Source organism: Acinetobacter celticus (assembly GCF_001707755.1).
GTDB classification, from domain to species: domain Bacteria; phylum Pseudomonadota; class Gammaproteobacteria; order Pseudomonadales; family Moraxellaceae; genus Acinetobacter; species Acinetobacter celticus.
In genome coordinates this window covers 1-26,323 of sequence record NZ_MBDL01000001.1, presented here as the reverse complement: position 1 = coordinate 26,323, position 26,323 = coordinate 1, and the positions used below count along the sequence as shown (strand labels likewise).

General features: G+C 40.8%; 21 protein-coding genes. 10 read left to right on the top strand and 11 right to left on the bottom strand.

The genetic code is table 11. The features are described from left to right. The first annotated feature begins 82 nt into the window (after positions 1–82). The 3 genes from pheS to BBP83_RS00095 all read left to right on the top strand — a co-directional run bounded on the left by pheS (position 83) and on the right by BBP83_RS00095 (position 3,869). On the top strand, positions 83–1,063 hold the full coding sequence (gene pheS, locus BBP83_RS00105) for a phenylalanine--tRNA ligase subunit alpha (RefSeq protein WP_068885395.1): 981 nt from the start codon (positions 83–85) through the stop codon (positions 1,061–1,063). 131 nt (positions 1,064–1,194) lie between these two features. Then, complete coding sequence (gene pheT, locus BBP83_RS00100) at positions 1,195–3,576, top strand: phenylalanine--tRNA ligase subunit beta (RefSeq protein ID WP_068885394.1); 2,382 nt, start codon at positions 1,195–1,197, stop codon at positions 3,574–3,576. Beyond that, entirely contained in the window at positions 3,573–3,869 is a 297-nt protein-coding gene (locus BBP83_RS00095) for an integration host factor subunit alpha (RefSeq protein WP_005007563.1), read from the top strand. Before pheT ends, BBP83_RS00095 begins: the two co-directional genes overlap by 4 nt. A 180-nt stretch (positions 3,870–4,049) precedes the next feature. On the opposite strand, the gene BBP83_RS00090 is transcribed toward BBP83_RS00095, so the two are convergent. From BBP83_RS00090 to trxA, 3 genes are all read right to left on the bottom strand, one after another. Continuing rightward, positions 4,050–4,301, bottom strand: a complete 252-nt coding sequence (locus BBP83_RS00090; protein ID WP_068885393.1) for a hypothetical protein — start codon at positions 4,299–4,301, stop codon at positions 4,050–4,052. 411 nt (positions 4,302–4,712) lie between these two features. Next, a complete protein-coding gene (rho, locus tag BBP83_RS00085; protein WP_068885392.1) occupies positions 4,713–5,981 on the bottom strand; it encodes a transcription termination factor Rho in 1,269 nt (422 codons plus the stop codon). Positions 5,982–6,317: 336 nt separating this feature from the next. Beyond that, on the bottom strand, positions 6,318–6,644 hold the full coding sequence (gene trxA / locus BBP83_RS00080) for a thioredoxin (RefSeq protein WP_068885391.1): 327 nt from the start codon (positions 6,642–6,644) through the stop codon (positions 6,318–6,320). A 263-nt stretch (positions 6,645–6,907) separates the two neighbouring features. Between trxA and ppx the strand changes: the two genes are divergently transcribed. The 5 genes from ppx to BBP83_RS00055 are packed head-to-tail and all read left to right on the top strand — an operon-like array spanning position 6,908 to position 12,022. Further along, the gene (ppx, locus tag BBP83_RS00075; RefSeq protein WP_068885390.1) at positions 6,908–8,440 is read left to right on the top strand and encodes an exopolyphosphatase; all 1,533 of its coding nucleotides are present in this window, start codon (positions 6,908–6,910) and stop codon (positions 8,438–8,440) included. A 21-nt stretch (positions 8,441–8,461) separates the two neighbouring features. Next, a complete protein-coding gene (locus BBP83_RS00070; protein WP_068885389.1) occupies positions 8,462–9,286 on the top strand; it encodes an acetyl-CoA carboxylase carboxyltransferase subunit alpha in 825 nt (274 codons plus the stop codon). Further along, the gene (gene tilS, locus BBP83_RS00065; RefSeq protein ID WP_078055368.1) at positions 9,223–10,602 is read left to right on the top strand and encodes a tRNA lysidine(34) synthetase TilS; all 1,380 of its coding nucleotides are present in this window, start codon (positions 9,223–9,225) and stop codon (positions 10,600–10,602) included. The genes BBP83_RS00070 and tilS overlap by 64 nt, the downstream gene beginning before the upstream one ends. After that, a complete protein-coding gene (gene proC, locus BBP83_RS00060; RefSeq protein WP_068885387.1) occupies positions 10,599–11,429 on the top strand; it encodes a pyrroline-5-carboxylate reductase in 831 nt (276 codons plus the stop codon). Before tilS ends, proC begins: the two co-directional genes overlap by 4 nt. A 23-nt stretch (positions 11,430–11,452) precedes the next feature. After that, positions 11,453–12,022: a YggT family protein gene (locus BBP83_RS00055; RefSeq protein WP_068885386.1), complete on the top strand. Its 570-nt coding sequence runs from the start codon at positions 11,453–11,455 to the stop codon at positions 12,020–12,022. A 142-nt stretch (positions 12,023–12,164) separates the two neighbouring features. Here BBP83_RS00055 and polA read toward each other — a convergent pair whose 3' ends face one another. Continuing rightward, positions 12,165–14,927, bottom strand: a complete 2,763-nt coding sequence (gene polA, locus BBP83_RS00050; RefSeq protein WP_068885385.1) for a DNA polymerase I — start codon at positions 14,925–14,927, stop codon at positions 12,165–12,167. Between the two features lie 162 nt (positions 14,928–15,089). On the opposite strand from polA, the gene BBP83_RS00045 reads away from it, so the two are divergent. After that, entirely contained in the window at positions 15,090–17,828 is a 2,739-nt protein-coding gene (locus BBP83_RS00045) for a DUF2339 domain-containing protein (RefSeq protein WP_068885384.1), read from the top strand. 114 nt (positions 17,829–17,942) lie between these two features. On the opposite strand, the gene BBP83_RS00040 is transcribed toward BBP83_RS00045, so the two are convergent. Beyond that, on the bottom strand, positions 17,943–18,866 hold the full coding sequence (locus tag BBP83_RS00040) for a mechanosensitive ion channel family protein (protein ID WP_068885383.1): 924 nt from the start codon (positions 18,864–18,866) through the stop codon (positions 17,943–17,945). Between the two features lie 9 nt (positions 18,867–18,875). Then, positions 18,876–19,703 (bottom strand): hypothetical protein, encoded by an 828-nt coding sequence (locus BBP83_RS00035; RefSeq protein ID WP_068885382.1) that lies wholly within the window; start codon positions 19,701–19,703, stop codon positions 18,876–18,878. 93 nt (positions 19,704–19,796) lie between these two features. Between BBP83_RS00035 and gspE the strand changes: the two genes are divergently transcribed. Then, the gene (gene gspE, locus BBP83_RS00030) at positions 19,797–21,284 is read left to right on the top strand and encodes a type II secretion system ATPase GspE (RefSeq protein ID WP_068885381.1); all 1,488 of its coding nucleotides are present in this window, start codon (positions 19,797–19,799) and stop codon (positions 21,282–21,284) included. A 344-nt stretch (positions 21,285–21,628) separates the two neighbouring features. Here gspE and BBP83_RS00025 read toward each other — a convergent pair whose 3' ends face one another. From BBP83_RS00025 to BBP83_RS00005, 5 genes are all read right to left on the bottom strand, one after another. Continuing rightward, on the bottom strand, positions 21,629–22,054 hold the full coding sequence (locus BBP83_RS00025) for an organic hydroperoxide resistance protein (RefSeq protein WP_068885380.1): 426 nt from the start codon (positions 22,052–22,054) through the stop codon (positions 21,629–21,631). Positions 22,055–22,385: 331 nt separating this feature from the next. Beyond that, positions 22,386–23,210, bottom strand: a complete 825-nt coding sequence (locus BBP83_RS00020) for a carbon-nitrogen hydrolase family protein (protein ID WP_068885379.1) — start codon at positions 23,208–23,210, stop codon at positions 22,386–22,388. 28 nt (positions 23,211–23,238) lie between these two features. After that, positions 23,239–23,757 (bottom strand): anti-anti-sigma factor GigB, encoded by a 519-nt coding sequence (gene gigB / locus BBP83_RS00015; RefSeq protein WP_068885378.1) that lies wholly within the window; start codon positions 23,755–23,757, stop codon positions 23,239–23,241. A 112-nt stretch (positions 23,758–23,869) separates the two neighbouring features. Then, positions 23,870–24,838, bottom strand: coding sequence for an RsbU family protein phosphatase GigA (gigA, locus tag BBP83_RS00010; protein WP_068885377.1), 969 nt, complete (start codon positions 24,836–24,838; stop codon positions 23,870–23,872). A 100-nt stretch (positions 24,839–24,938) separates the two neighbouring features. Beyond that, positions 24,939–25,856: an MlaA family lipoprotein gene (locus BBP83_RS00005; RefSeq protein ID WP_068885376.1), complete on the bottom strand. Its 918-nt coding sequence runs from the start codon at positions 25,854–25,856 to the stop codon at positions 24,939–24,941. Between the last annotated feature and the right edge of the window lie 467 nt (positions 25,857–26,323).

Here is a 26,323-nt window from a genome sequence, read left to right as displayed (position 1 = left end):
AATGCACTTCATCATGGTGGCTAAAAACTGTTAGAATACAGGGTTTTTATATATTTTCTAAATTGTTGCTTTGAGAGTTACTATGTCACTGGAAGCCCTGACCACTGAAGCGCTCGCTGCGATTGCAGCAGCTCAAGACCTTGCTGCACTTGATCAAGTTCGAGTGCAATTTACGGGTAAAAAAAGCCAGCTCGCGGAACAATCTAAGGCGCTGGGTAAAATGGACCCCGAAGAGCGGAAGGTTCAAGGTGCAGCTATTCACGCGGTGCGCGAAGCGATAAACACAGCGTTAACAGAGCGCCAAACTCAATTACAAAAAGTGGCTTTAGCACAAAAATTAGCCAGTGAAACGATTGATATTAGTTTGCCCGGACGTGGTCAAACCATTGGTAGTATTCACCCTGTGACTCAGGTTCAAGAACGAATTTGTCAGTTCTTTACCAAAGCTGGTTTTAGCATTGCAACTGGCCCAGAAGTTGAAGATGATTATCACAACTTTGAAGCACTGAATATTCCAGGTCATCACCCTGCGCGTGCAATGCACGATACATTCTATTTTGATGTCAATCATTTACTGCGTACGCATACTTCAGGTGTGCAAATTCGTACGATGGAAACCAGCCAGCCACCGATTCGTATTGTGTGCCCAGGCCGTGTTTACCGCTGTGACTCTGACCAAACACATTCACCAATGTTCCATCAAATTGAAGGTTTATATGTGGCTGAAAATACCAGCTTCGCTGAACTGAAAGGTTTGTTGATCAACTTGCTGAATGAATTTTTTGAAAAAGATTTGAAAGTCCGTTTCCGTCCCTCTTATTTCCCATTCACAGAGCCAAGTGCTGAAGTGGATATTATGGATGAACGTGGTAAATGGTTAGAAGTTTTGGGTTGCGGTATGGTACATCCAAATGTATTGCGCTCTGCGGGCATCGATCCAGATAAATACAAAGGTTTTGCATTTGGTTTAGGTGTGGAACGCTTTGCAATGCTTCGTTATGGCATTAATGACCTACGTATGTTCTATCAAAATGATGTACGTTTCTTACGCCAATTTGCTTAAACAAATTTATACCTCTCCCTGACCTTTTCCTTGACGAAGAGGGATGTCTAAGTTGGACTCAGGGTTCTCTTCTTTTGTAAAAGAGCGAGTTAGAGGGGGTTCAAAAAATTGATTTATAGGTTTTTAACGAAATGAAAATTAGCGAAAATTGGCTACGTACATGGGTAAATCCAGCCATTGATAGTGACACACTTTCAAACCAATTGACGATGTTGGGTCTAGAAGTTGATGAGTTATCACCAGCTGCAAAACCATTTACAGGTGTGGTGGTTGGTGAAGTTCTGACTGTGGTACAGCACCCAGATGCAGACCGTTTACGTGTAACCACGGTGAACATTGGCACAGGTGAGCCTTTACAGATTGTATGTGGTGCGCCAAACGTACGTGAAGGAATGAAAGCACCAGTTGCGACCATTGGTGCGGTGTTACCGGGTGATTTTAAAATTAAAAAAGGCAAACTACGTGGCATAGAGTCACAAGGAATGCTGTGTGGTGCTTCTGAAATTGACCTTGAAGATAAAATTGATGGTCTGTTAGAGCTACCGATTGATGCACCAGTGGGTATGGATATTCGTGAATATTTAGACCTCGATGATCACGTGATTGATATCAGTATTACCCCAAACCGTGGTGACTGTTTCAGTATTCGTGGTGTGGCACGTGAAATTGGTGTGATCAATCAGTTGTCTGTAACTGCACCTGAAATTAAAGCCGTTGCTTCAACCATTACCGATCAAAAAAACATTGTTGTAGAGACTGATGGTTGCCCACGCTACTTAGGTCGTGTGATTAAAAATGTAAACACCAAAGCCCCTACACCAGTATGGATGGAGCGCGCTTTAGCACGTTCAGGTATTCGTCAGCACAGTATTTTGGTGGATATTACCAACTACGTCTTGATGGAACTGGGTCAGCCTTTACATGCTTTTGATGGTGGTAAAGTCGAAGGTTCTGTACATGTGCGCCAAGCAACAGCCGCTGAAAAATTAACCCTGCTAAATGAACAAGAAATTGAACTAGCTGAAAATGTAATGGTCATTGCAGATGATCATAAAGCCTTGGCGATTGCTGGGATTATGGGTGGTTTATCTTCTGCTGTGTCAGATGAAACCACAGAAATTTTCTTAGAATCTGCATTCTTTGACCAATTGTCTATTGCAGGTCGTGCACGTCGCTTTGGTCTGCATACTGATGCATCACAACGTTATGAACGTGGTGTAGATTTTGAATTACCAATGGTTGCAATGAATCGTGCCTCGCAGTTAATTGCTGAATTGGCGGGCGGTGAGTTCGGTCCGATTACGGTTGCTGAAAAAACTACATTACTACCTAAGCGTGAAGCCATTGAATTGACTCAAGCACAGGTCGATCAGCTTCTTGGTTATCAGGTTGGAAGTGCATTCATTACCGATGCTCTACAGCGCTTAGGGTGTATCGTAACGCTCAAAGCCGAGGGTGAGTGGACGGTTGTGCCACCATCGCATCGTTATGATATGACAATTTACCAAGACCTGATTGAAGAAGTAGCTCGTATTCACGGCTATGATAATATTCAAATTAGTCTGCCAGTTATTGATGTGAAATTGGCAAAGTATCAAGATCAGTTTGAACTTGCACAATTACGTCAAACTGTGGTGGCTTTGGGGTACCAAGAAGCCATCAGCTTTAGCTTTGCAGATGCAAAACTTGAGAAACAACTGAATCCGCACGTACAATCTTTGGCATTGGCAAACCCAATTTCAAGCGATTTAGCGGTGATGCGCTCAACCTTATTGTCTAGCCTGATTCCATGTGTTCAATATAATGTGAACCGCCAGCAAAGCCGTGTGCGTTTCTTTGAGCTAGGTTTGCGTTTTGACTATCAAGGCGCGACGAGTATTCACGATTTAAAACAAATTCCAACTTTTGCTCTCATTGCGACAGGTTCACGTTTTACAGAATCTTGGCATGGTAAAGCAACACCAATGGATTTCTTTGATTTTAAAGGTGATGTTGAAGAGATTTTAGCTGCGGGTCGTTTATCGGTTGAGTTTGTTCGTTCTGAGCGTGCTTGGCTTCATCCAGGACAATCTGCTGAAATTTTAGTCGATGGTGAATCCATCGGTTATCTGGGTCGTTTACATCCATCATTAGAAGATGAATTGGATTTAAGCACAACTTGGGTAGCTGAACTTGATCAACAGGCTGTTTTGCAAACTTATGTATCTAATTTTACAGAATTATCACGTTTTCCGTCGGTAAGACGTGATATTGCGCTTTTAATTAGTGATAAGATTAATGTTAGCGAAATTCAGCAACTTATCGCAAAAACAGGCGGAGAGCTTTTAGACTCTGTTTGGTTATTCGATGTATACACTGGGCAAGGTGTAGAAGAGGGTAAACGCTCATTGGCATTTGCGCTTCTTTGGCAACATTCAACGCGTACACTTGAAGATGCTGAAATTAAATCAGGTATGGATAACATACTGCAAGTATTAGCAAATACTTACCAAGCGACATTGAGGGCTTCATGACCGCATTAACTAAAGCAGAAATGGCTGATCATTTAAGTGAGCTCACGAGTTTAAACCGTCGTGAAGCAAAACAAATGGTCGAGTTGTTCTTCGAAGAGATTAGCCAAGCGCTCATCTCTGGAGAACAAGTTAAACTCTCTGGTTTCGGTAACTTTGAGCTACGCGATAAGCGTCAGCGCCCAGGCCGAAATCCAAAAACGGGTGAAGAAATTCCGATTTCTGCACGCCGTGTAGTCACATTCCGCGCTGGTCAGAAATTTAGACAGCGTGTGGGAAATGAGCAGATCGATTGATCTGCTTTTTTTATTCAAATTTTATAAAGGGGCGCAATAGAGCGATGGTGTGCTCGGAATATAAAATTTGTTCTAATTGATATTTTATAATAGTGAACGAAGTAGCTTTTTATTTACTTTGTTTTAGGTAATAAAAAAGAGAGCCATAGGCTCTCTTTTTTTAACTTAATAATCGTAAGATTATTTAGCTTTAACTTCAGAAGCAGCAGCAACAGCTTCAGAAGCAGCAGCAGTAGCTTCAGAAGCAGCAACAGTAGCTTCAGAAGCAGCAACTTCTACAGCAGCAGCAGATGCAGCAACTTCAGCTTCAGAAGCAGCAACAGTAGCTTCAGACGCAGCAGCAGCAGGAGCTTCTTCAGTTTTTTTAGCACAGCCAACGAAAGCTAAAGTAGTAGCAACTGCAGCAGCAATAGCGATTTTTTTGAATAACATGGCATCACTCTCTAAATATGAGATTATAAAAAACCTTAGTTAGCACTGTTATTGCTTTTATCATGCCTAATTTTTTGCTTAGGTCCTAACAATGCAACGCAGTCTAACTGGGATGCGAATATGCTATCACTGTGCATTTTGAATTACTACTGCCATATGCTCGAAAATAGCAAAAAATTGGTTAAAAATTGAGTTTTTTTAACAGAAAATAACAATCAATAAAAAGAAATATATTGGATAAATGCTAAATAAGCACCTAAAAACAATAGGGTTTTTAGCTAAAATATTTTTATAATCATTTACTTGAAAATAAGTTTACACAAAATACTGCTAATTGTTTGGTTGTGTAAGTTATGTCAACCAAAAAAAAGGGCTAACGTTAAAGAAAGCCCTTTTTATATTTTGCTGAAATTAGTTAGATGCTTTACGCTTCATTTGATCAAAAAAATCATCATTGGTTTTGGTTTCTTTCATACGGTCAAGTAAGAATTCCATTGCAGCCAATTCGTCTTGAGTATGAAGAAGCTTACGTAGAATCCAGACTTTACGCAAATTGTCTTCTGACATTAAGCGTTCCTCACGACGAGTACCCGATTTTTTGATGTTCATTGCAGGGAATACACGTTTTTCTGCAATGCGACGATCAAGAGTAATCTCTTGGTTACCCGTACCTTTGAATTCTTCGTAAATCACTTCATCCATTTTACTGCCTGTTTCAATCAACGCAGTAGAAATAATAGTGAGTGACCCACCTTCTTCAATATTACGAGCAGCACCAAAGAAGCGTTTTGGACGTTCAAGCGCATGTGCATCTAGACCACCGGTCAAGACTTTACCTGAACTTGGAATCACTGTGTTGTAAGCACGAGCTAAACGCGTGATTGAGTCAAGAAGAATGACGACATCTTTCTTATGTTCAACTAAGCGTTTGGCTTTTTCAATAACCATTTCAGCTACTTGTACGTGACGCGCAGGTGCTTCATCAAATGTTGATGCAATGACTTCACCACGAACAGTACGTTCCATTTCGGTTACTTCTTCAGGACGTTCATCAATCAGAAGAACAATCAAGAAACATTCTGGATTGTTACGTACAATAGATTGCGCAATGTTCTGTAAAAGCATGGTTTTACCAGCTTTTGGTGGCGCAACAATAATTGAACGTTGACCTTTACCAATAGGTGCAACTAAGTCAACGACACGTGACGTTAAATCTTCAGTTGTACCGTTACCCAATTCCATAACCAATTGCTCAGTTGGGAAAAGCGGGGTGAGGTTTTCAAATAAAATTTTATTACGTGAGTTTTCAGGTGTGTCGTAGTTAATTTGATTAACTTTTAATAATGCAAAATAACGTTCACCTTCTTTAGGTGGACGAATTGTTCCTGTAATGGTGTCGCCAGTGCGCAGATTAAAACGACGAATTTGTGAAGGGCTAATATAAATGTCGTCTGGGCCTGCAAGATAAGAACCTGCAGCTGAGCGTAAGAAGCCAAAGCCATCCGACAGAATTTCGAGAACGCCATCACCAAAAATCTCTTCACCATTCATTGCATGACGCTTTAATATGGCAAAAATAATGTCTTGCTTACGGTTACGTGCCATTCCTTCTAGGCCCATAAACTCCGCAATTTTGATGAGTTCGCCAATCGGTTTTTTCTTGAGTTCAGTTAAATTCATAGGAGGTCAGATAAGAATCAAAAATTCTAGGGTACAGGATGAAAAGGAAGCAACATTTAGTCGCACATGTATGCAATTAGATTACGCAATTGTATTTGCACAATAATAAAATCAGAGTACTGATTTATTGTTTAGAGAAAGATGTGTAAAAACAATTTCTATTGCCGAACGGCGATATTATGTGTTGTGTCTTGTTAAGAAAATGGCAGGATTTAAGATCCTTTGTTTCTTGATTTAGCAATATAAGAGAGAAACCAAACTTTGTCAATTTATAGACAAAAAAAATACGCACTTTAAAAGGGCGTATTTTTTATTTTTTAAATAGACATCAAAAAATTAGATGTTTTCTTCAATGAAAGCCGTTAATTTTGATTTTGGTGCTGCGCCAACTTGTTGTGCAACCACTTCACCATTCTTAAACATTAATAATGCAGGAATGTTACGAATATTGTAGTTTACAGCAGTCGCTTCGCATGCAGTTACATCAACTTTTACGATTTTAACTTTGCCTTCAAATTCTGTAGATAAAACTTCTAAAACAGGGGCAATAGCCTTACAAGGTGCACACCAGCCTGCCCAGAAATCGACAAGTACTGGTACGTCAGATTTAAGAACGTCTGCATCAAAGTTTTCATCAGTTGTGTTTACAATATTGCCTGACATGGATGTTGCTCCAAAATAATTTTAAGATAGCTCTAATAAGATAATTATTACATAGCCATCTATAACAATGTAGGGGGTTGTGTAAATTTTCAAACTTTATAAGGAGTTTGTCTAATTGATGCTCACGATAGTGCTAATCGTGTAACACAATTGTCATATCTGATAAAAAATACGGCGTTCGTTATATGGGCGCATAAATGGCTTTTAAATTGCTAGCTTGTGAATTACTCTAAGCACAATTCTGTATAGGTTTGTTTTGAATCATGTCTGATTTTTTGATTGATGAAGAATTACTTGCTGCCATTGATATGGGGTCAAACAGCTTTCACCTAGCCATTGCGCGCGTCGATCATGGTGAAGTGAAAAAAGTTGCTTCAATGTCAGAAAAAGTTCAGTTGGCAGCTGGATTAGATGAAAATAAAAATTTAACTGAAGCAGCCCAACAACGTGGCTTGGCTTGTCTGTCACGCTTTGTCGGCCGTTTAGGCTCAGTACAGCCGAATCGTTTGCGTATTGTGGCGACCAATGCCTTGCGTCAGGCAAAAAATGGTCACGAATTTATTCAAAAAGCAGCTGAAATTTTACCGAAACCGATTGAAATTATTGCAGGACGTGAAGAAGCACGTCTCATTTATTTGGGTGTGTCTCATACCATGGCCAATAGTGGTCGCCGTTTAGTGATTGATATTGGTGGTGGCTCGACTGAATTGATCATTGGTGAAGAATTTGAGCCTATCCATACTGAATCTGTGCAAATGGGCTGCGTAGCATTTAGCAAAGCCTATTTTACCGATGGTGAAATTAATCAAAAAAGTTTTGATAAAGCCGTTAATGCTGCTCGTAAAGAATTATCGGGTATTGCCAATACATATAAAGCTGCGGGCTGGGATACAGTGGTGGGTTCGAGTGGCACAATTAAAGCCTGTCGCCAAATTACCGTAAATATGGGCTGGAGCAATGAACGGGAAGAATTAACCCGTGATGGCTTAGAAAAATTAAAAGAAAAATTACTGAAGTATAAGCATGTCTCCGAAATGGAATTTGATGGTTTAAAAGAAGACCGCCGAGCAGTTTTGCCAGCAGGGATTGCCATTTTATCTACTGTATTTGATGTGTTGGGTGTCGACAAGTTGGTGTATTCCGATGGCGCGTTGCGTGAAGGCGTGATGTATGACTTACTTGGGCGTTTTCAGCATGAAGATGTGCGTGACCGTTCTGTACATGCCTTAATGGGTCGTTACAATGCTGATTCAAAACAAGCCGAACGCGTGGTCACAACAGCGCAACATCTGTTTGATAATGTCGCGCAAAAGTTAGAATTAAGCAGTGATGACAGTGATTTATTACGTCGTGCGGCTTATTTGCATGAAATTGGTTTAGCCATTAGTCACAGTGGTTATCACCGTCATGGTGCGTATTTATTGCAACATTCCGATATTCCCGGTTTTTCACAAATTGATCAAAATCACCTTTCTCACTTGATGGCACATCATCGTCGTAAGCTACGTGGCGACGCTCGTGTGGATGTGATGAAAGTTGGCGGTAGCAAACTTATTTACTTATGTCTATTGCTTCGTTTAGCAGTTTTACTGAATCATAGTCGTAGTGATGAGATGCTTCCTGCCATTGAATTAAGTGTCGACAATGCGCAACAATGGCAACTGAGTGTTTCTGGCGATGCCAAACAATGGCCTTTGCTTGTTGCGGACTTGCATGATGAACAAGTGCAGTTCAAGCATTGGGATATTGATTTGCATATCTTGTCAGAACGGTTTATCGATGAACAGATTGGTTAATTCAGGGATAATAGTCGACCTATGAAAAATAAAGCAGCGCAATCTAAAGCATGGGCTACAGTTCAAATTGCACGTCATCCAGATCGTCCGCAATATTTGGATTATGTAGGTGAAATTTTCACTGAGTTTGATGCGTTGCATGGTGACCGCTTGTTCGGTGACGATGGTGCAATGATTGGTGGTCTTGCACGTTTTGATGGTCAGCCTGTAATGGTTGTTGGTCAGCACCGTGGTCGTAGCACACGTGAAAAATTACAACATAATTTTGGTATGAGTAACCCAGAAGGTTACCGCAAAGCACAGCGTTTAATGGCGATGGCTGAGCGTTTTAATCTACCTGTATTTACCTTTATTGATACGATGGGCGCGTATCCAGGTGTGGGTGCAGAAGAACGTGGTCAAGCAGAAGCAATTGCGACCAGCCTTGCACAAATGTCGAGCTTAAAAGTGCCAATCATTGCAACAGTTTTGGGTGAAGGCGGTTCTGGTGGTGCATTGGGTATTGGTGTTGCAGACCGCGTTGTGATGCTTTCACACAGTATTTATTCCGTGATTTCACCTGAAGGCTGTGCCTCTATTTTGTGGAAAACCGCAGAAAAAGCGGAACAGGCGAGTGAGGCGCTATCATTAACTGCAGACAAACTACAAAAAATTGGTATTGTTGAATATGTGGTAGATGAAGGTGAAGGCGCACATTTGCACCCTGAAGAAGTGATGCAAAACCTAAAATCTGTGCTAAAACAGGCTTTAGCAGAATTAACGCCGTTGGATGCAAAAGAACGATGCGAAGCACGCTATCAGCGTTTAATGAAATTTGGCAGCGACAATTTAGGTCTGACTGCTTAAGCCAAATAAGCACTTTTCCTGAACAGACTTCTTTTTTAATTGGATGTAGTGGTGGCATGGATTCCATGTTGCTCCTGCATCTAATGTCTTTATTGTGCCCGCAAAATATTCGTGCCATTTACATCGATCACCAATTGCAAAAAAACAGTGCCGATTGGGGGCATTTTGTGGCATCTGTTTGTCAGAAACTGAATGTGCCTTGTATTGTGCAAGCAGTTCAAGTCCATAACGGTAACCTTGAAAATCAAGCACGCACCGCACGCTATCAAGCCTACCAAATGCATTTGAAAGCAAATGAAGTGCTGGTTTTGGCTCATCATCAGCAAGATCAGGCAGAAACATTGATGCTTCGACTTTTATCGGGGGCGGGTATTCATGGTTTGGCGGCCATGCAACAACTCGATCAGCGTGATCAATTGACCATTTGGCGACCATTGTTGAATGTGTCCCGTGAGCAGATTTGCCAATGGGCGACAGCATTGAATGTGCAAAATATTCAAGACCTCAGTAATTTTGATACCCATTATGACCGTGCATGGTGCCGTGAAGAATTGTGGCCAATATTGCAATCACGGTTTCCTCAAATGCAAACTGCAATCAGTCGCACCAGTTGTTTAATGCAAGATGCAAGCGATATTTTGGCCGATGTCTTGGCACAGGATTTAGCTTCTTGTGCTACATCTGAGGTGTTGCAACTTGAACAGTTTCAGGTCTTGTCTAGACCTCGACAGCGTCAGTTGTTGTCAGCTTGGATGAAAGGACTGGATCAATATCGACCTTCTTTTGAAATGGTGCAACGCTTACAACAGGAAGTAATTGATTCAAAAGTGGATGCACAGGCAGCATTACATTGGAATGGCTTTTACTATGTACGTTTTGCTTGCAAACTTTATCGTTTATCTAAGGCAGTCTATCAAGCGTCTGAAGTACCACAACCTGAAACTCTATCGATAAATTTAGCATTAAATAAAAATATTCAGTTACCTGCAGGACATTTTGTTATGCAGCGTACACCACAATTTGGCTTATCTTTTGCTTTATTAGAACAGCGTTTAACCTTGACGCAGCGTCAAGGTGGAGAAAAAATTCACTTACAGGGACGTGTGGGAACATGGCCTTTAAAGAAAGCAATTCAGCAAGCGCAAATTTTTCCTTGGCTCCGTCATACAATTCAAATATTAAGCATGGATAATGTTATGCTAGGTGTCTTTACGCCGAATGGCTTTTGGCTGGCTCATTCTCCTTATTGCGTCAAGGCGGGATGGCTACCCACATTAATTTCTTCAGATAACAGCAAGATCGGATCTTCATCATGAGCGCAGTTCTAAATTGTAATATTACTTTTATTGGCGGTGGCAATATGGCACAGGCCTTAATTGGTGGCCTTCTTGCCCGTGGTTTACCCGCAACGCGTATTACAGTTTCAGACCCTGTCGAAAAAATTCGGTTATTGTTGGCTGAAAAAGATGTTCACACAACAGATGATAATTTGGTGGCTATTCGTGATGCAGACATTGTACTGTTGGCGGTAAAGCCTCAATATTTGGCTAATATTTTAAAAGCTTTAAAAGGTCAATTAGAAGGCAAATTGGTTATTTCAATTGTCGCTGGCGCAGAAATTTCGACCATTGCGCATGTTTTAGAAACAGAGCGTGTGGTACGTGTTATGCCAAATACACCTGCTTTAGTGCAAACGGGCGCGCATGGTTTATTTGCAAAAGAAGCCGTGACGCTTCAAGACCGTGAGCTTGCAAGTCAGGTGATGGCTTCTACTGGCCTCACAATTTGGGTAAACTCTGAAGCGCAAATTGATGCCGTGACCGCAGTTTCTGGTTCTGGCCCTGCATATTTCTTCTATATGATGGAAAGTATGATTCGTGCGGGTAAAAACTTAGGATTAGATGAAAAAGTGGCGACTGCATTAACATTGCAAACGGCTTTAGGTGCTGCACAAATGGCGATTACCAGTTCAAATACGCCAGCCGAATTGCGCAAAAATGTCACTTCGCCCAATGGCACGACACAAGCTGCCATTGAAGTGTTTGATCATGCGCATATTTCGCAAAATATTCAGGCAGCTTTAGCAGCCGCGCAAAAACGCAGTCAAGAGCTTGCTCAAGAATTAAGTGACAGCATTAAGTAATTTTATTTTAGGAATGTTTTGGTATGGGTGCAAATTCTGCGCTAATTTTTGGCATTATCATCAACGTTGCAATTTTGCTCGTTTTTTTCCGTTTTTTAATGCAATTGGCTGCAGTAAGTCCGTATAACCCTGTGGTACTTTCTACGGCTAAGGCAACTAAAATTGTAGATATTTTTAGTCGAATTTTTCCGACCACTGGAAAAGGGCGAGTGAATACGGCTGCCCTAATTTTATTGGTGGTACTGTATATTTTAAAAATGTACGGTGTTATGCATTTATCGGGTGCTTCAGTGAATAGCCCAGTGCATTTATTGATTATGACTTTTGTGACCATGATTCAGGATTTAATCCGTTTCTGTCGTTATTTGATTTTTGCTTCGATTATTTTGAGCTGGGTGGTGATGTTCACACAGTCTCGTTCGCCGTATATTGAGGTGATACAAGAATTGGCAGAGCCATTGCTTGCACCATTTCGTCGTATTTTACCGAATATGGGCATGATTGATTTATCTCCGATTGTGGCAATTTTTACGCTACTGTTGATAGAGACGATTATGAAAGAAGTGGCAATTGTACTGTTAACTGGTTTATAAGTTTAAGTGCAATAAAAAAGGACTCGGGTGAGTCCTTTTTTATTGCTTCAATTTCCTATACCTTTGCAAAAGGGAAGTAGGAGAGGTTTATTTGACCTCTCCTTAATCCTCTCCTAAGAAGGAGAGGGAGCTGATGAGATAATTAGTGTGCTTCATCCCAGTTGTTGCCTTTTCCGACTTCAACCACCAATGGCACAGATATTTTCAGTACAGACTGCATCACTTCGGCGAGTTTCACTGCCAGATCATCCGCAATGGCTTCATCGACTTCAAAAACCAATTCATCGTGCACTTGTAACAGCATTTTGGCTTGATTTTTTGGCAGGATTTTTTCAACTGCAATCATCGCCATTTTAATGATATCGGCCGCTGAGCCTTGCAGTGGCGCATTAATGGCAGCACGTTCAGCCCCTTGTTTGACCATTTTATTGCTGGCCATAATATCGGGTGTATATAAACGGCGACCTAAAATGGTTTCGACAAAGCCTTGCTCACGTGCGACTTGGCGCGTTCTTTCCATGTAGTCTAAGACACCCGGATAGCGCTGAAAGTATTTACCAATATAACTACGTGATTCTTCACGGCTGAAACCCAGTTGACGCGTCAGACCAAATTCAGACATACCATAGAGTAGGCCGAAGTTTACCGCTTTGGCTTGGCGACGCTGATTGCTGGTCACGTCATCTAGTGCAATCCCCAAGACTTCTGCCGCTGTACGACGGTGTACATCTTGACCATGATTAAAGGCATCGACTAAGGCATCATCTTGAGAAAAATGTGCCATTAAACGCAATTCAATTTGTGAATAATCGGCTGCCAGTAAGACACGGCCTTTCGGTGCAATAAATGCTTTACGAATTTGACGACCAATATCTTCGCGTACAGGAATGTTTTGTAGATTAGGATCAGTTGAAGATAAACGGCCAGTAGCCGTTAAAGCCTGATGATAACTGGTGTGAACACGGTGTGTCTCATTGTTGGCTTGTTTCAGTAAGCCATCGGTGTAGGTGCTTTTTAGTTTAGAAAGACCACGATATTCCAAAATAAGATTGGTGATCGGATGTTCAATTTTTTCTAAAACACTTTCACTGGTACTGTACTGACCCGTCGAAGTCTTTTTACCACCTTTTAAGCCCAATTTATCAAATAGGATTTCACCCACTTGTTTCGGTGAGCTGACATTGAAGGGTTGGCCTGCCAGTTCTGTAATTTGGTTTTCTAAATCTTGTATGGTGTTGGAAAATTCAACACTAAGCTGATCTAAAAAGTCTAAATTCAGTTCAATGCCGTTTTCTTCCATCATGGTCAGTACACGGGCAACGGGCATTTCAATATTATGTAAAATATTGATCAGTTCTGGGTGCTTTTGCAGTTTGGTATTTAAAACTTCATACAGGCGATACGTAACATGCGCATCTTCGGCTGCATAATGGGCGGCGGTCTCTAATTCAATTTGATTAAAGGTTTTTTGTTTCACCCCTTTGCCTGCCACCTGTTCAAAGGTAGTGGTCAAATGACTTAAATACAAACGTGCAACATCATCCATACCATGACGAGTGGCAACAGAATTCAGCACATACGACGCTAACATGGTGTCAAAATACCAACCTTGCAGTTGAATGCCGTGGTTTTCTAAAACGTGTGCATCGTATTTTAAATGATGACCAATTTTTTGAACTGATGCATCTTCAATAATCGGTTTGATTTGACCCAAAATGAGCTCGCGATTAAGTTGCTCAGGTGCGCCTTCATAATCATGTGCTAAAGGCACGTAGTAAGCATCATTGGCATCGAAAGCCACAGAAAAACCGACAATTTGAGCAATACGGTAGTCGAGACTGGTGGTTTCAGTATCAAAAGCAAAACGCTTTTCAGTGCTTAAACGTTGGAACAAGACATCCCAATCGTGTTGGCTTAAAACCGTGTGATACGTGGCTTGGCCCAATTGATCATCTACACTGGTTTTTGACGCTTGATCTTCAACGGGTGTCGCTTCAGCTGCGGTTTTTGAACTGATGGATTTTGAGACTTGTTTGTAATTTGAGTTGTTTGGATTATTGGGATGATCGAGTGATTGCAACTGATTACGGAACTCAAGCTCCGTATATAAAGTACGTAAGGCGTCTACATTTGGCTCTTGAAGTTTCAGATCGTCATAATCAAAGCTTAAATCGAGATCGATGACAATACTGGCCAATTGATGATCGAGGGTAATGCCTTCAACACTGTCTTTAATGTTTTGACCAACTTTACCTTTAATTTTGTCAACATTTTCTAAAATACCGCCAATCGAGCCGTATTCAGTCAAGAGTTTAGCCGCGGTTTTTGCACCGACCCCCGGCACACCCATAATGCCATCAGAGGCATCACCCATTAGGGTTAAATAATCAATAATTTGATTGGGCCAAACGCCAAATTTTTCAAATACACCATCGACATCTAAAGGACGTTCTTTAAAGCTGTCTTCTAAAGTCACTTTGTCTGTGACCAACTGTGCCATGTCTTTGTCGCCAGTGGAGATGAGCACTTGATGTCCTAGGGCTTCGGCACGTTTGGCCAAAGTGCCAATAACATCGTCGGCTTCTGCGCCTGGAAGGGTATGTAGAGGAATACCTAAAGCACGAATTAACGCATGTAAATACGGAATTTGTTCTGCCAACTCTTCAGGCATGCTTGGACGGTCACCTTTGTAAATAGGTGAAAGGACATGGCGGAAAGTCGGTTCAGGCGTATCAAAAATAACGGCCATATGCGTAGGTTGAATACGTCGCATCAATTTTTGAATAGCGGAAATCGCACCGCGGATGGCATTGGTGTGCAATCCTGTTGACGTGGTTAAAGGGGGTAACGCGTGAAACGCACGAAATAAAAAATATGACCCATCGACCAAGACAAATGGCGGCATTGAAGACTTCCTAATTCAAAAAACGCTTTCATTGTACGTGATTTTTGGCCCTTGCGCTGAAGCTTGATGGTATCAGGGGTTTACCGAATATCAGATAAAGACGAATAATTTAAACCTATAGCTAAGGTATGATCAAAGTTCAAGGAATAGGGCGAAGAAAGTATGCTGAAAGGGCAGTACGAAATTAGAATGATCTGGCTAATGGTGCTGATTATTGCAGGCGTTGGCATGTGGTATGCAGACTTTCAGCAGTTTAGCTATTTATGTGGCTTAGCTTTTGTCATAAGTGTCATGCACTATGTCGATGACTTACAAAAACCAGCCGATCAGATGGCGATAGAACAAGGAATCTCTGCGCAACTGACTTCTAAAGTACCTTTATACATTTCTTCAATTATTGCTTTGGTGGGGGGAGTGGGCCAAATGCATTGGCTGACGGCTTTGGGGCTGAGTGCTTGGATTTTCTTTTTCCTGCGCTGGTTGAAACGCTTAGAACGCCATTTACTTGCCATTCAACGTCAAATGCAACAGCATCCAATTGCTGCCGTAGATACAGAAAAAAAGCATTCTTTCGTCCAAGAACCTAATGTTATGTTGACGACATCGGATGTTACACCGACAACCACTGCATCTGAAATAAGTCTGAATGAACAGCTCAAATTGTGGCTATTTCAGGGCAATCCTGTATTGAAAGTGGCGATTGCTGTATTGGTTGTTGGGGTGGTTTTACTGTTACGCTTTGCGACAGAACATTGGCAACTCAGCCTTGCATTTAAATTGATTGTGGTTGCAGTCATTAGTCTAGCAATCGTCATTTTTGGCTATGTGATGCAACATAAAAACCGTGGTTTTGCTTTAGCTTTGGAAGGTTTGGGCTTGGCGACCTTGTTTCTGACCTTATTTTTTGCCTATTACAATCAGGTGATTCCAAATTTATTCATCGCCAGTGGTTGTTTCATTGCAATTTTAGTCCCCACCATTTGGCTGAGTTTAAAACAGCAGAGTATTGAATTGGCATTGATGGCGATGCTGATTGCTTATGTTGCACCATTTACTTTGCCAGTACGCAATGCCACCGCCACAGAATTTATTGCATATTATTTGCTGATTAATTTGGCTGTTGTTGTGTTAAGTACCTTAAGACCTTGGAAAGCGCTGAATCAAATTGCCTTTTTAACGACTGTATTTGTCGGCGGGAGCTATGCTTTTTATTATGGTGATGAACTGGAAAAATTCGTCCTTTCAGGATTAGTCTTTGCGCATACGGCGGTCTTTATTTGGCTGAGTTTTCGCTTTAGTCAGTTATTGGCCAAAAGTGATTTAACCCGTTTTCAGCTTAAACCGATTATGGATATTGCACTGATTTTTGGTGCGCCGATTGCAGGCTATATTTTCCTCTATTTAATGTATTTTGATCAAAATATTTATCAGGCCAGTTTTAGTTGTGCTTTTGCAATGGTGTATTTGGGTCTGTATCAATTATCAAAACGCAATCAAGCAGTAGCGATGATTTCGCAAAGCTATTTTAGTTTAATGCTAATTTTTATGGCACTCATTCCGCCAATATTATTAGCTGAACAGTGGAGCGTTGCAGGTTGGGCTATCGAAGGCGCATTCATTTTTATTTACGCTCTGTACCGTCAATCGACCATTAGCCGTTATGTAGGAATGGGGTTGCTACTTATGGCGGGTCTTTCGGGAGGATATTATTTTACAGTGTTGAATGTCTTTCCAAGCAATGTCTACTGGGTGCTGTGTATTAGTTATTTTGCAATGGTCATCATTTCCAATAGCATTCCTCAATTTCAACAACAATTAACCAATTCCACGATTGCCTTTCAATGTATGCAAATGCTCTCTGCAACAGTCATGTTGTTTATTTTATTGCTTGAGCAAATGGGTGGCCAAAGTCAGGTGATGATGTGTCTGCTAGTGGTGACGGTGTTTTATAACCTGAGCAATGAATGGTTATTGCGTTGCAATGCGACATGGTCGTGGTTGCTGCCGAAGTGGATCGGTCTTATTCCTGTATATTGCCTAGCGCTGTATATGGTCATAGATTTAAGCCATAACGGCATGATGGTTTGGCATCATTTGTCAGACCGTATTTTATTTGCATTGAGTGGCGTGCTACTTACCCTATTATGGCTACGCCCTTTATTGGGTGTAAAAGCTGAAAGAGAGTGGGTGAGTTTAGGAGTATTTGTCAGTTTAGCGCTCACCAGTCTGACACTTGTGCCAAGTATGCCTTATTTAAGTGCTGTCATTCTTCCTTTGTTGTTTGGGGCGTGGTGCTATAAGCAGGCGGAACACTCTGACTGGCCAATTTTTTGGCAAACACGTAATACTTTAGCGCTCATGCTGATGTGGATTATTTCATCACAAATTTTGAGTTCACATGCTTTTGAGATGTATTTTTTACCCATCGTGAATCCTTTTGATATGGTCAGTCTGGCGATGCTAATGAGTTTTATCTGGATGCTGAATTTACAGATGAAAGCAGGGTTGGATAAAAGCATGGGTGCGATTCTGATGGTGTTGGGACTTTTGTGGTTGAGCAGTTATGTGGTGCTTCGTGCACTGCATGTCTATTTCGCAACCCCTTATAATGAATGGCAGATGTGGGGGAATGCCACCATCCAATTGAGTTTTACCTTGCTTTGGGTAAGTTTGGCTTTTATCACGATGAGTGTGGCAACCAAGCGAAAATTACGTGCATTATGGGTTTTGGGGGCCAGTATTTTGGTTTTAGTGACCTTGAAATTGGTGTTGTTTGACTTATCCCAGATTGGCACTTTAACCCGCGTTATTTCATTTTTTGGTGCTGGTTTTATCATGCTGATGATTGCATACATTGCCCCTATGCCAGAAACTCAAAGTAACAGCATTGATCAAAATTAATAAACATTGATTGATGGCTCAGAATATTTTTTAGTTCAGCTTTGTTTATCTTCTAAATAAAAAAGCCTTCTTCATATTGATGAAAAAGGCTTTTTAGCAAACTGATATATAGATTTATTTTAAATCAGGTTCACGCTTAATTTCTTGTGCATTGCTATATGGGTCAATCTCTTCATTGTACAAAGGCCCTGCTTGGGGTCTATCGACAAAGCCCATTTTGGGGACGGGGATTTCAATTTGATTATCCAAAAAGCCATTACGAATACGCTCCTGCATTTCATCACGTACTCTTAAAAAGTTCTCTTGCTGACACCAAACGGCAAACAGTAGCTCAATTGAAGATTCACGAAATGCCGTCACAGTGACCGCAGGTTTGGGGTCGGCCAAAACCAATGGATATTTATTGGCAACATCTAAAAGCACTTCGCGGACTTTAATAATGTCTTCATGAAAGTTAATCGCTAAGGTAATTGGAATGCGCCGTATAGGAAACTTAGACAGATTATGCACAGGTGCCCGAATCAATTGTTCATTGGGCAGGCGCACATAAACATTGTCTTGCGTTAATAGCTTGACTGACAGTAAGTCAATTGAAATGACTTCACCTTCAATGGTATGACCACGAATCAGCGTAATTTGAATGGTATCGCCAATTTCAAATGAACCTTCACCAATTAAAAAGATCCCGCTAATTAAGTTGGACGCAGAGGTTTGTGATGCAAAACCTAAAGCCACGGTTAAAATACCGGCAGCGCCAAGGAATACACTCAGTTTAAAGCCAGCTTCTTTTAAACTGGCCATGGCAAAAATCATGAAAATAAAATAGAAAATACCGCGTCGCCACACCAAGCGTTGATGGGCATTAAAGCGTGTGCCAATGGTTCGAATAAAAGCATTAGACACAAAGCGCGCAATTAAAAAACCAATAAAGGCCAAAATAAGTGCGACGATAATTTCAGTCAGACGCTCGGTATTAATATTTTTAACAATGCCCGTCAGACTGTTGGTAATTTCTGTAGGAATACTGATATTGGCCATCATCGCCCCTTAGAAAAATGAATCAAACATATTAAATAATGCACCTGCGGGCTCGCGTGGTGGATGTACATACATCACTTCACCTGCATGTGGTGGTGTTCGGTTTTCAATACGAATTCGTGGTGGCTTATCTGAACCTTCATGTAAGACCTTAATTTGTGATGTCCATAATCGACCTGTACTTTCACTATAAAATAAAGGCAGGGCAGGAATGGGCACATTCATGCGGTCAAAACGCAACTGATGATGGCTGGTGTTATGAAACTCAATAGGGGTAATGGCACGAAAGGCACGAACTTTGAGTTGATGTAATTCAGTTCGACCATCGACCGCTGTAGCGTAACAAATTTCACCCATGCGTTTATTGGGGCCAAACCACGTGTCTTTGGGTAAAATAGCAGGAATATCAAATAAGGGGTCTTTTTGACCTTCGACAAAACCCGCAATCCATAGCGGGGTACTAATATACAGCGTACCGCGTTGTCCTGCGGGAATGTAAATAGGGTCTACAGGTTTAATCACCACAGAACGATCTGCCAGTCTGGGCATAATTTGAATCGTTTCCTGCGTATTTTTAAACATGTAGCGTTCAATTTTTATTGGCTGCGGAAAGCCAAACTCAGGATCATTAATCTGGTGCCATTGCTGTTCATAGTCATACTGCACAGTTGGACGATGATATTCCAAGCGCCATTCCTGTAAACCACGAGTCAGTCGGAACAACAATGAACCAAATTGCCAAGATTTTGGTCGATTCAATTCAAAATGATGTTCACCCCACCATTTTAGTTTTGATCCTTCCGGATTCAGTAGGTCATTCTGCAAAGACAATGGCATTTCCCTATATTAGTAAAAGCTGAAAAAACAGACTTCACGCTGTCATTTGCTTAGAGTACACTCAAATCACTTTTCTCATCATTATAAACTTTGATGCAAGTACTTAAACAATTACAAATACCTTATAGTTTTGCCAAGCGCCATGGCGTTTTACTCCGATACGAAGGCGATCAAGCTTTTATTGTGCGTAAAGAAAGTACGCCATTACTTGCGTTGCAAGAAGCTCGTCGGTTTTTAGGGCATTCTGCACAATATCAATTATGCAGCGATCAGGATTTTCATCAACTTTTAAGTTCTAGCTTTGCGGGTGACACAGGTGAATCGCAGCAAGTGGCTGCAGGGCTAGAAGATCATCCAGATTTACTGAGTCTGGCCGATTCTGTTCCAGAAGCAGAAGATTTAATGGATCAGGAAGATGATGCACCGATTGTGCGTTTAATTAATGCTTTGTTGTCAGAAGCTATTCGTGTCGGCGCATCGGATATTCACATTGAATCCTTTGAAAAGAAGCTGTCTGTACGCTTAAGGGTCGATGGTCAACTGCGTGAAATTGTCCAACCACGCCGTGAATTGGCACCACTTTTGGTATCGCGTATTAAAGTTATGGCCAAATTAGACATTGCTGAAAAGCGTGTGCCACAAGATGGTCGTATTTCCTTACGTTTGGCGGGTCGTGAAGTCGATGTCCGTGTATCGACCTTGCCCTCATCTTATGGTGAGCGTGTGGTAATGCGTTTGTTGGATAAGCAAGCAGGGCGTTTAAACATGACACATCTGGGGCTGATGTCTCAGGATTATGAACGACTGACTCAGTTGATCCACCGCCCACATGGCATTATTTTGGTGACAGGGCCAACGGGTTCAGGGAAAACCACCACGCTTTATGCCGCTTTGTCAGACTTAAATGATGGTTCAAAAAATATTTTAACAGCAGAAGATCCTATTGAGTATCAACTAGAAGGAATTGGTCAAACGCAGGTCAATACCAAAGTGGATATGACCTTCGCCCGAGCGTTAAAAGCCATGTTGCGTCAAGACCCTGATGTGGTCATGGTCGGTGAAATTCGAGATTTAGAGACAGCGGAAATTGCGGTACAGGCATCGCTTACAGGACATTTGGTGTTATCGACACTACATACCAATACTGCGGTGGGTGCGGTGACTCGTTTAAAAGATATGGGCATTGAACCATTTTTATTGTCTAGTTCGCTGATTGGTGTGATTGCTCAGCGCTTGGTACGGACGTTATGCAAACATTGTGCAACATGGCATGAAGCAGATGATTTTGAAAAACAATTGTTTCAGTCGGTTGATGCATCGGCATCATTAAAACTACCGAAGCCCGAAGGTTGTGAACAGTGTTCGCATACAGGTTTTATGGGGCGTACCGCGATTTATGAAGTTGTGCCTTTCGATGAACCTATGCGCCGTTTGATTCATGGTCATGCTGCTGAATTTGAAGTCGAAGCTTATGCACGTAAACAAGCGGGTTCTATTCGCGATGATGGTTTGCGCAAGGTGTTACAGGGTAAAACCACTTTAGAAGAAGTGCTTCGTGTAACGAATGAATCTGCTGAATAGCAGATTTATTTTTATGCAGATTAAGGTTGATGATGCAAAAAATAATTGTTGAATCGTAACCGATACAGAAAAGAATAAGATTACAACGGGTCAATTAAATAGCAGTAAGACATATATGTTGATCAGTACTAAAAATCAGATTTTTAACAAGTACCCATTTTAGACATAGCCCAATACACTGTTTTTCAAATACTATTTTATTCCGATCAAAAATAAAATTGGGTATTATTTGCTGATTATGAAAGGAATAGTGGTGGAAAATTCAGTTTTAAAAAGTGTTTTAAACTCTTGTCAGTTATAAAATCTCTATCCCAAAGCGATGACTTTGAGATAGAAGGTATGATTTAAACAATCACATTTAACGTCACATCAATATTGCCACGGGTTGCATTGGAATATGGGCAAACGATATGTGCAGCATCCACCAATTTTTGCGCTTCAGCTTGATTCATTCCTTCCAAGTGAATATTTAATTTCACTTCAATACCAAAACCTGTCGGAATTGGGCCAATACCGACTTCGCCTTCAATAAAGGCATCTTTGGACATGTTGAGCTGGTCTCTGCCTGCAACAAATTTCATTGCACCTAGAAAACAAGCTGAGTAGCCGGCAGCAAAAAGCTGTTCAGGATTTGTTCCACCACCCGCACCGCCCATTTCTTTCGGAACCGCAAGCTGTACATCCAAAATACTATCTGAAGAGGTTGCTCGGCCATCACGACCACCCGTTGCTTTCGCTTTTGCTGTATAGACTGTTTTTTCTAAAGCCATGATTATTCCCTGCATATTTTATTTAAACCACTATCCTGTATGAAAATACACAAAGAATAAGCAGTGATTTTGTAAAGAGTAATCATTGGTATACATAATGAGTTTGAATGAATCTTTAATATGATAAGTATGTTCGCTATCGACACTTCTATTTGTGGTTTTTTATGTATCAGGGTCATTAACTACTGGTTCGATGCGGTAACTGGAATGCAAGCTAAAAAATCTAAGATGAATATTCTTATTATTTGCCTATATTTAGGTCTAGTTTTCTTCGAAATATGAACAATAAATTAAGGTTCAAAGATTAGCGATGATGATGTGCGCTAACGGCTTAAAATTGCAATAATTTACGATGTTGCATTAACGGCATAGATGCACGAACAGTATTTTGCTCATTCAAATCAAACGGTACAGTCAGTAGTTGTGCACCTTCAGCATCGGTAATTGCTAAAACCTGTCCACGGCTATTGGTTGCGCCTGCGTGTCCCCAAGTTTGACGTTTTTCACCATGCCAACCTTGTTGTGCTGCACCTAAAACCTGACATTGACTATCCATTGCACGAGCCTGAAGTAATAATTGCCAGTGCATTTCACCCGTGGTGTAGGTGAAAGCTGCAGGTGCAGTCAAAATATTTGCACCTTGAGCCCGCAAATGAAGCGCCAATTCAGGAAAACGTAAGTCATAGCAGACCATTAAGCCAATATGACCAAAAGGGGTTTTGGCCATAACAACATCTGTACCCGGTTCAAAAAACTTTGATTCTTGATAACCGCCAACTGCATCGCCGACTTGTACATCAAATAAATGAATTTTGTCATAGCGCGCTTCAGTTTTTTCAGGACTGATGCATAGGCTGACTGTGCGAACACGACCATCTGAAATAATCGAACCATCTGGACGAAACGGGCATGGGAGTGTGCCTGCAATAATCCAAAGCTCATATTGATGTGCCAATTGCTCAAGACGTTGCTGAATGGCTTCAAATTGTGTCGCAGTTTCACGCTGTTTGCCTGCTGCAAAGCAAACAAAATTTTCAGGGAATACGATCAGGCTCGCTCCTTGTGCTTTACTTTGCTGCATCAACGACTCAATAACAGAGAAGTTGGCTTCTATATCATTTTGAGAGTTCATTTGTGCAACAGAAAGAAAAGTCATTGGAGGTTCTCTGAGATCACTGAAAATACTAAGCGTTTTGTTGTGTGGTTTTATCTAGGCTGTCTTGCTCTTTTTGCAACTGTTTCACCAAAGGTTCAAACATATTTTGGTTACTTTCATTGAGTTTCATCAAGGTCTTATGTGCATCTAAAACAGTATTTAGCATATTACTATGCGTAATGTTATCTTCGATTAGTGCACGTGTGCAGACTTCTGAGTTTGCGCAATAATTAAGAATAACAAACACTTGACCTAAGCCCATGCTGTTGGCCAATGTGGTGATATCTGAATTTGTAGATAGCATAACGGCTTGAATATGATGGATTTGTTTAAGTTTTAAGCCCAGTTTGGCCAAAATTCCTAAAACGGTACTATCAATGAATGTCGTTTGGGTTAAATCTACGATTGCACCGATAACATTTTTTTGCTGTTCAATCTTATTGAGTAGTTTGTCTAAGCTAATACAAGATTGGGCACGTACTTCGCCAATAAGCTTAAAAATATGCGTTCCATTTAGGCTCGCATATTCAACATGACCTGTTGACATATAAATGCCATTTTCAGAGGAGGATAGTAAATTATCCCATAGGGCCACTACTTACTCAAGTGGTCTACAGTCGTATAAGTAGTTTAAAGCCAGTAAGTTTTTGATTAATAAATTAATTCATTCGGTGTAAACTTAATATGGCAATATCATCTGCGACATGTTCAGGCGCTTGAAATGACTGATTTTGCAAATGATGTACCAATTGTCCCATTTGTTCACTTAAGCCACCATCAAAGGGTTCGAGTGCGCCATCAGAACAAATAATAAACCGCGCATGTCGATTTAAAACACATTCAAACTCTTCAACTTCTAAGTCTTCCGTTAAACCTAAGGGGAAACTACTGGTGGTTAAAATTTTGGGTTCTTGATTCGGCTCAATTAAAATCGCAGGTGGATAATGTCCTGCACTTGACCAACGTAATTGATGTGTTTCTAAATTTAAAATACCCGCCAACATGGTAATGTGCTTTTCAATATTTTCTTGCATCAACATACCATTGAGTTTTTTAATTAACTCACGTGGGGTTTTTGAGCGACCATGAAAAGCTGCCATCCATGAGGTTAATAGGCTACTGGTGACGCCGTGGCCCGAAACATCGGCCAGATAAAACATAATTTCTTTATCGCTGATTTTCCAATAATCATACCAATCGCCAGACAGATAAGCAGAAGGTTGGAATAAAGTTTCAACTTTATAATTGAGCAACTCTATTGGATTCGGAAGTAAGCGTTTTTGTAGTTCAGCCGCTGATGGTAAATCACGACTATCTTGATTGCGTTTATATTGAGCATCAATTTTAATTAATGACGTATGTAGAGATGTCGGTAATTTATTCCAGATCCAACCTGCCAAGGCACCTTGTTCCCAAGCTTGAGATAGCGAGGCCCCTTCATTTTCAAAAGCTAAGACCACTGTGGGTAAAGTCCACTGACATTCTAAATAATCAGCAACATCTGCTATAGCAATAATAGTGGGATCATATAAGTCTAGATCTTCAAGATGAATGATCTGAACCGTGGGTAGCGCGGCCAGTAATTGATCTAAATAAGGAATATCACGCGTCGGCTGAATGAAATACATAAAGAAATAAGAAAACCCTTGGGGCGGTGTTGTTTGACTACTATATCAAGCAAATCCTTGCTAGAGGAAAAAATCGCCTCTAGCAAACGTGGAAAAATGCCTATTTTGTGATGCTGTTATCAGTATTTGGTATGTCATGGTCACGGGATGAATCTTTTTGATTCTCTGTTGATGGATCCTCATCAAAGTCATCATCACTAATAAATAAGTTTTCTTCAGTAATTCCTTTTTTCTCAGTTACCGCAAAGTTAATACGCTGTAAATAGAAATCGCGTATTTGTGCGTATTTATCGCCTTGCAAGGTACTTTCCAATTCTAAGAATTGAGATCGTGCATCCACGCCACGAAGCAGTTGCTCTGACCAATATGCACCATCATGGTCTTCTAATAAGTACTTTTGTGGGCGTGCTTGACTATCTACAGCAAAACCAACACCTTCGCGCACTGTACTTGGGCCAAAGATTGGTAGAACTAAATAGGCACCAGAAGGAATGCCGTAATATCCCATAGTAATACCGAAGCCTTCAGACTCAGAGCTTAAATTTAAACGACGAGCAGGGTCTGCAAACCCTAAAGTAGTCAGCGTATTAACGGTAAAACGTCCAACGGTTGTTGCTGCACGAGCCGGTCTGCCTTGTACCAATTGATTAATAGCATTCCATGGTTCACTCAGGTTTTTACGGAATTGACGATAAGAACCGCGAACCTCACTTGGAACTTTTTCTACATACTGTATCGCCAATGGGCGCGCAACATGATTATCTAAGACTTCATTAAATGCGAAAATTTTACGGTTAAATGATTCAAATGGATCTTTTTGCGCATCATCTTGAGCAGCATTGGCATTCACAGCCAATTTTTTAGCAACCTCAGATGATTTTGCCAGAGCAACATGAGCAAGCTGTTTTGTTTTAGATGTATTAGTTATTTCTGCGGTATCAGTCGTGATTTCTTCTGCAAAGACAGATGAACCCGCTACACAAGATAGCAACCCTACACATAAATAAGAATGACGCATATATAGTCCTGACGCTTTTTATTCAGCAAAAGTATTTGCGTGATAATAAATAAAAACGTTCAAATAGTCCTGAATTATTACTATTAAAGCATTATTGATCAAATAATGAATAAAAAAATGCAAAATGAGTAAAAAATACACATACAAACAAATAAATTAAAAAAGGGGGTTGTGTTGGATTGGGAATACTGTAGAATGCACATCCATCGGCGGTGATGTTGATTAAAACTTGTTGAGAAACAAGGGGTTGGCTTAAGGGTTAATTCTAAGGATCTTGAAGGAGTTTGAAAATAATCAATAAAACCTGTTGACTATTCTCTGAAAGAGAGTAGTATAGCCGACCTAGCTTGCTGGTGACGAACCAGTGAGAAGATCATTAAGAGCTTATGAAGAACAACTTGTGTGGATTTTTACTGATTGATTGATCGAAATTATTTTCATTGATTGATGGTAGAAATTACTCGAAG

What these genes read in the sequence shown, in the direction of transcription:
- BBP83_RS00005 (WP_068885376.1), bottom strand. Translation starts at nt 25,856, where the DNA reads ATGCGTCATTCTTATTTATGTGTAGGGTTGCTATCTTGTGTAGCGGGT.
- proC (WP_068885387.1), top strand. Translation starts at nt 10,599, where the DNA reads ATGAGCGCAGTTCTAAATTGTAATATTACTTTTATTGGCGGTGGCAAT.
- rho (WP_068885392.1), bottom strand. Translation starts at nt 5,981, where the DNA reads ATGAATTTAACTGAACTCAAGAAAAAACCGATTGGCGAACTCATCAAA.
- polA (WP_068885385.1), bottom strand. Translation starts at nt 14,927, where the DNA reads ATGCCGCCATTTGTCTTGGTCGATGGGTCATATTTTTTATTTCGTGCG.
- BBP83_RS00025 (WP_068885380.1), bottom strand. Translation starts at nt 22,054, where the DNA reads ATGGCTTTAGAAAAAACAGTCTATACAGCAAAAGCGAAAGCAACGGGT.
- pheT (WP_068885394.1), top strand. Translation starts at nt 1,195, where the DNA reads ATGAAAATTAGCGAAAATTGGCTACGTACATGGGTAAATCCAGCCATT.
- BBP83_RS00040 (WP_068885383.1), bottom strand. Translation starts at nt 18,866, where the DNA reads ATGGCCAATATCAGTATTCCTACAGAAATTACCAACAGTCTGACGGGC.
- BBP83_RS00020 (WP_068885379.1), bottom strand. Translation starts at nt 23,210, where the DNA reads ATGACTTTTCTTTCTGTTGCACAAATGAACTCTCAAAATGATATAGAA.
- gigB (WP_068885378.1), bottom strand. Translation starts at nt 23,757, where the DNA reads ATGTCAACAGGTCATGTTGAATATGCGAGCCTAAATGGAACGCATATT.
- BBP83_RS00045 (WP_068885384.1), top strand. Translation starts at nt 15,090, where the DNA reads ATGCTGAAAGGGCAGTACGAAATTAGAATGATCTGGCTAATGGTGCTG.
- pheS (WP_068885395.1), top strand. Translation starts at nt 83, where the DNA reads ATGTCACTGGAAGCCCTGACCACTGAAGCGCTCGCTGCGATTGCAGCA.
- gspE (WP_068885381.1), top strand. Translation starts at nt 19,797, where the DNA reads ATGCAAGTACTTAAACAATTACAAATACCTTATAGTTTTGCCAAGCGC.
- trxA (WP_068885391.1), bottom strand. Translation starts at nt 6,644, where the DNA reads ATGTCAGGCAATATTGTAAACACAACTGATGAAAACTTTGATGCAGAC.
- BBP83_RS00035 (WP_068885382.1), bottom strand. Translation starts at nt 19,703, where the DNA reads ATGCCATTGTCTTTGCAGAATGACCTACTGAATCCGGAAGGATCAAAA.
- gigA (WP_068885377.1), bottom strand. Translation starts at nt 24,838, where the DNA reads ATGTATTTCATTCAGCCGACGCGTGATATTCCTTATTTAGATCAATTA.
- ppx (WP_068885390.1), top strand. Translation starts at nt 6,908, where the DNA reads ATGTCTGATTTTTTGATTGATGAAGAATTACTTGCTGCCATTGATATG.
- BBP83_RS00095 (WP_005007563.1), top strand. Translation starts at nt 3,573, where the DNA reads ATGACCGCATTAACTAAAGCAGAAATGGCTGATCATTTAAGTGAGCTC.
- BBP83_RS00090 (WP_068885393.1), bottom strand. Translation starts at nt 4,301, where the DNA reads ATGTTATTCAAAAAAATCGCTATTGCTGCTGCAGTTGCTACTACTTTA.
- BBP83_RS00055 (WP_068885386.1), top strand. Translation starts at nt 11,453, where the DNA reads ATGGGTGCAAATTCTGCGCTAATTTTTGGCATTATCATCAACGTTGCA.
- BBP83_RS00070 (WP_068885389.1), top strand. Translation starts at nt 8,462, where the DNA reads ATGAAAAATAAAGCAGCGCAATCTAAAGCATGGGCTACAGTTCAAATT.
- tilS (WP_078055368.1), top strand. Translation starts at nt 9,223, where the DNA reads ATGCGAAGCACGCTATCAGCGTTTAATGAAATTTGGCAGCGACAATTT.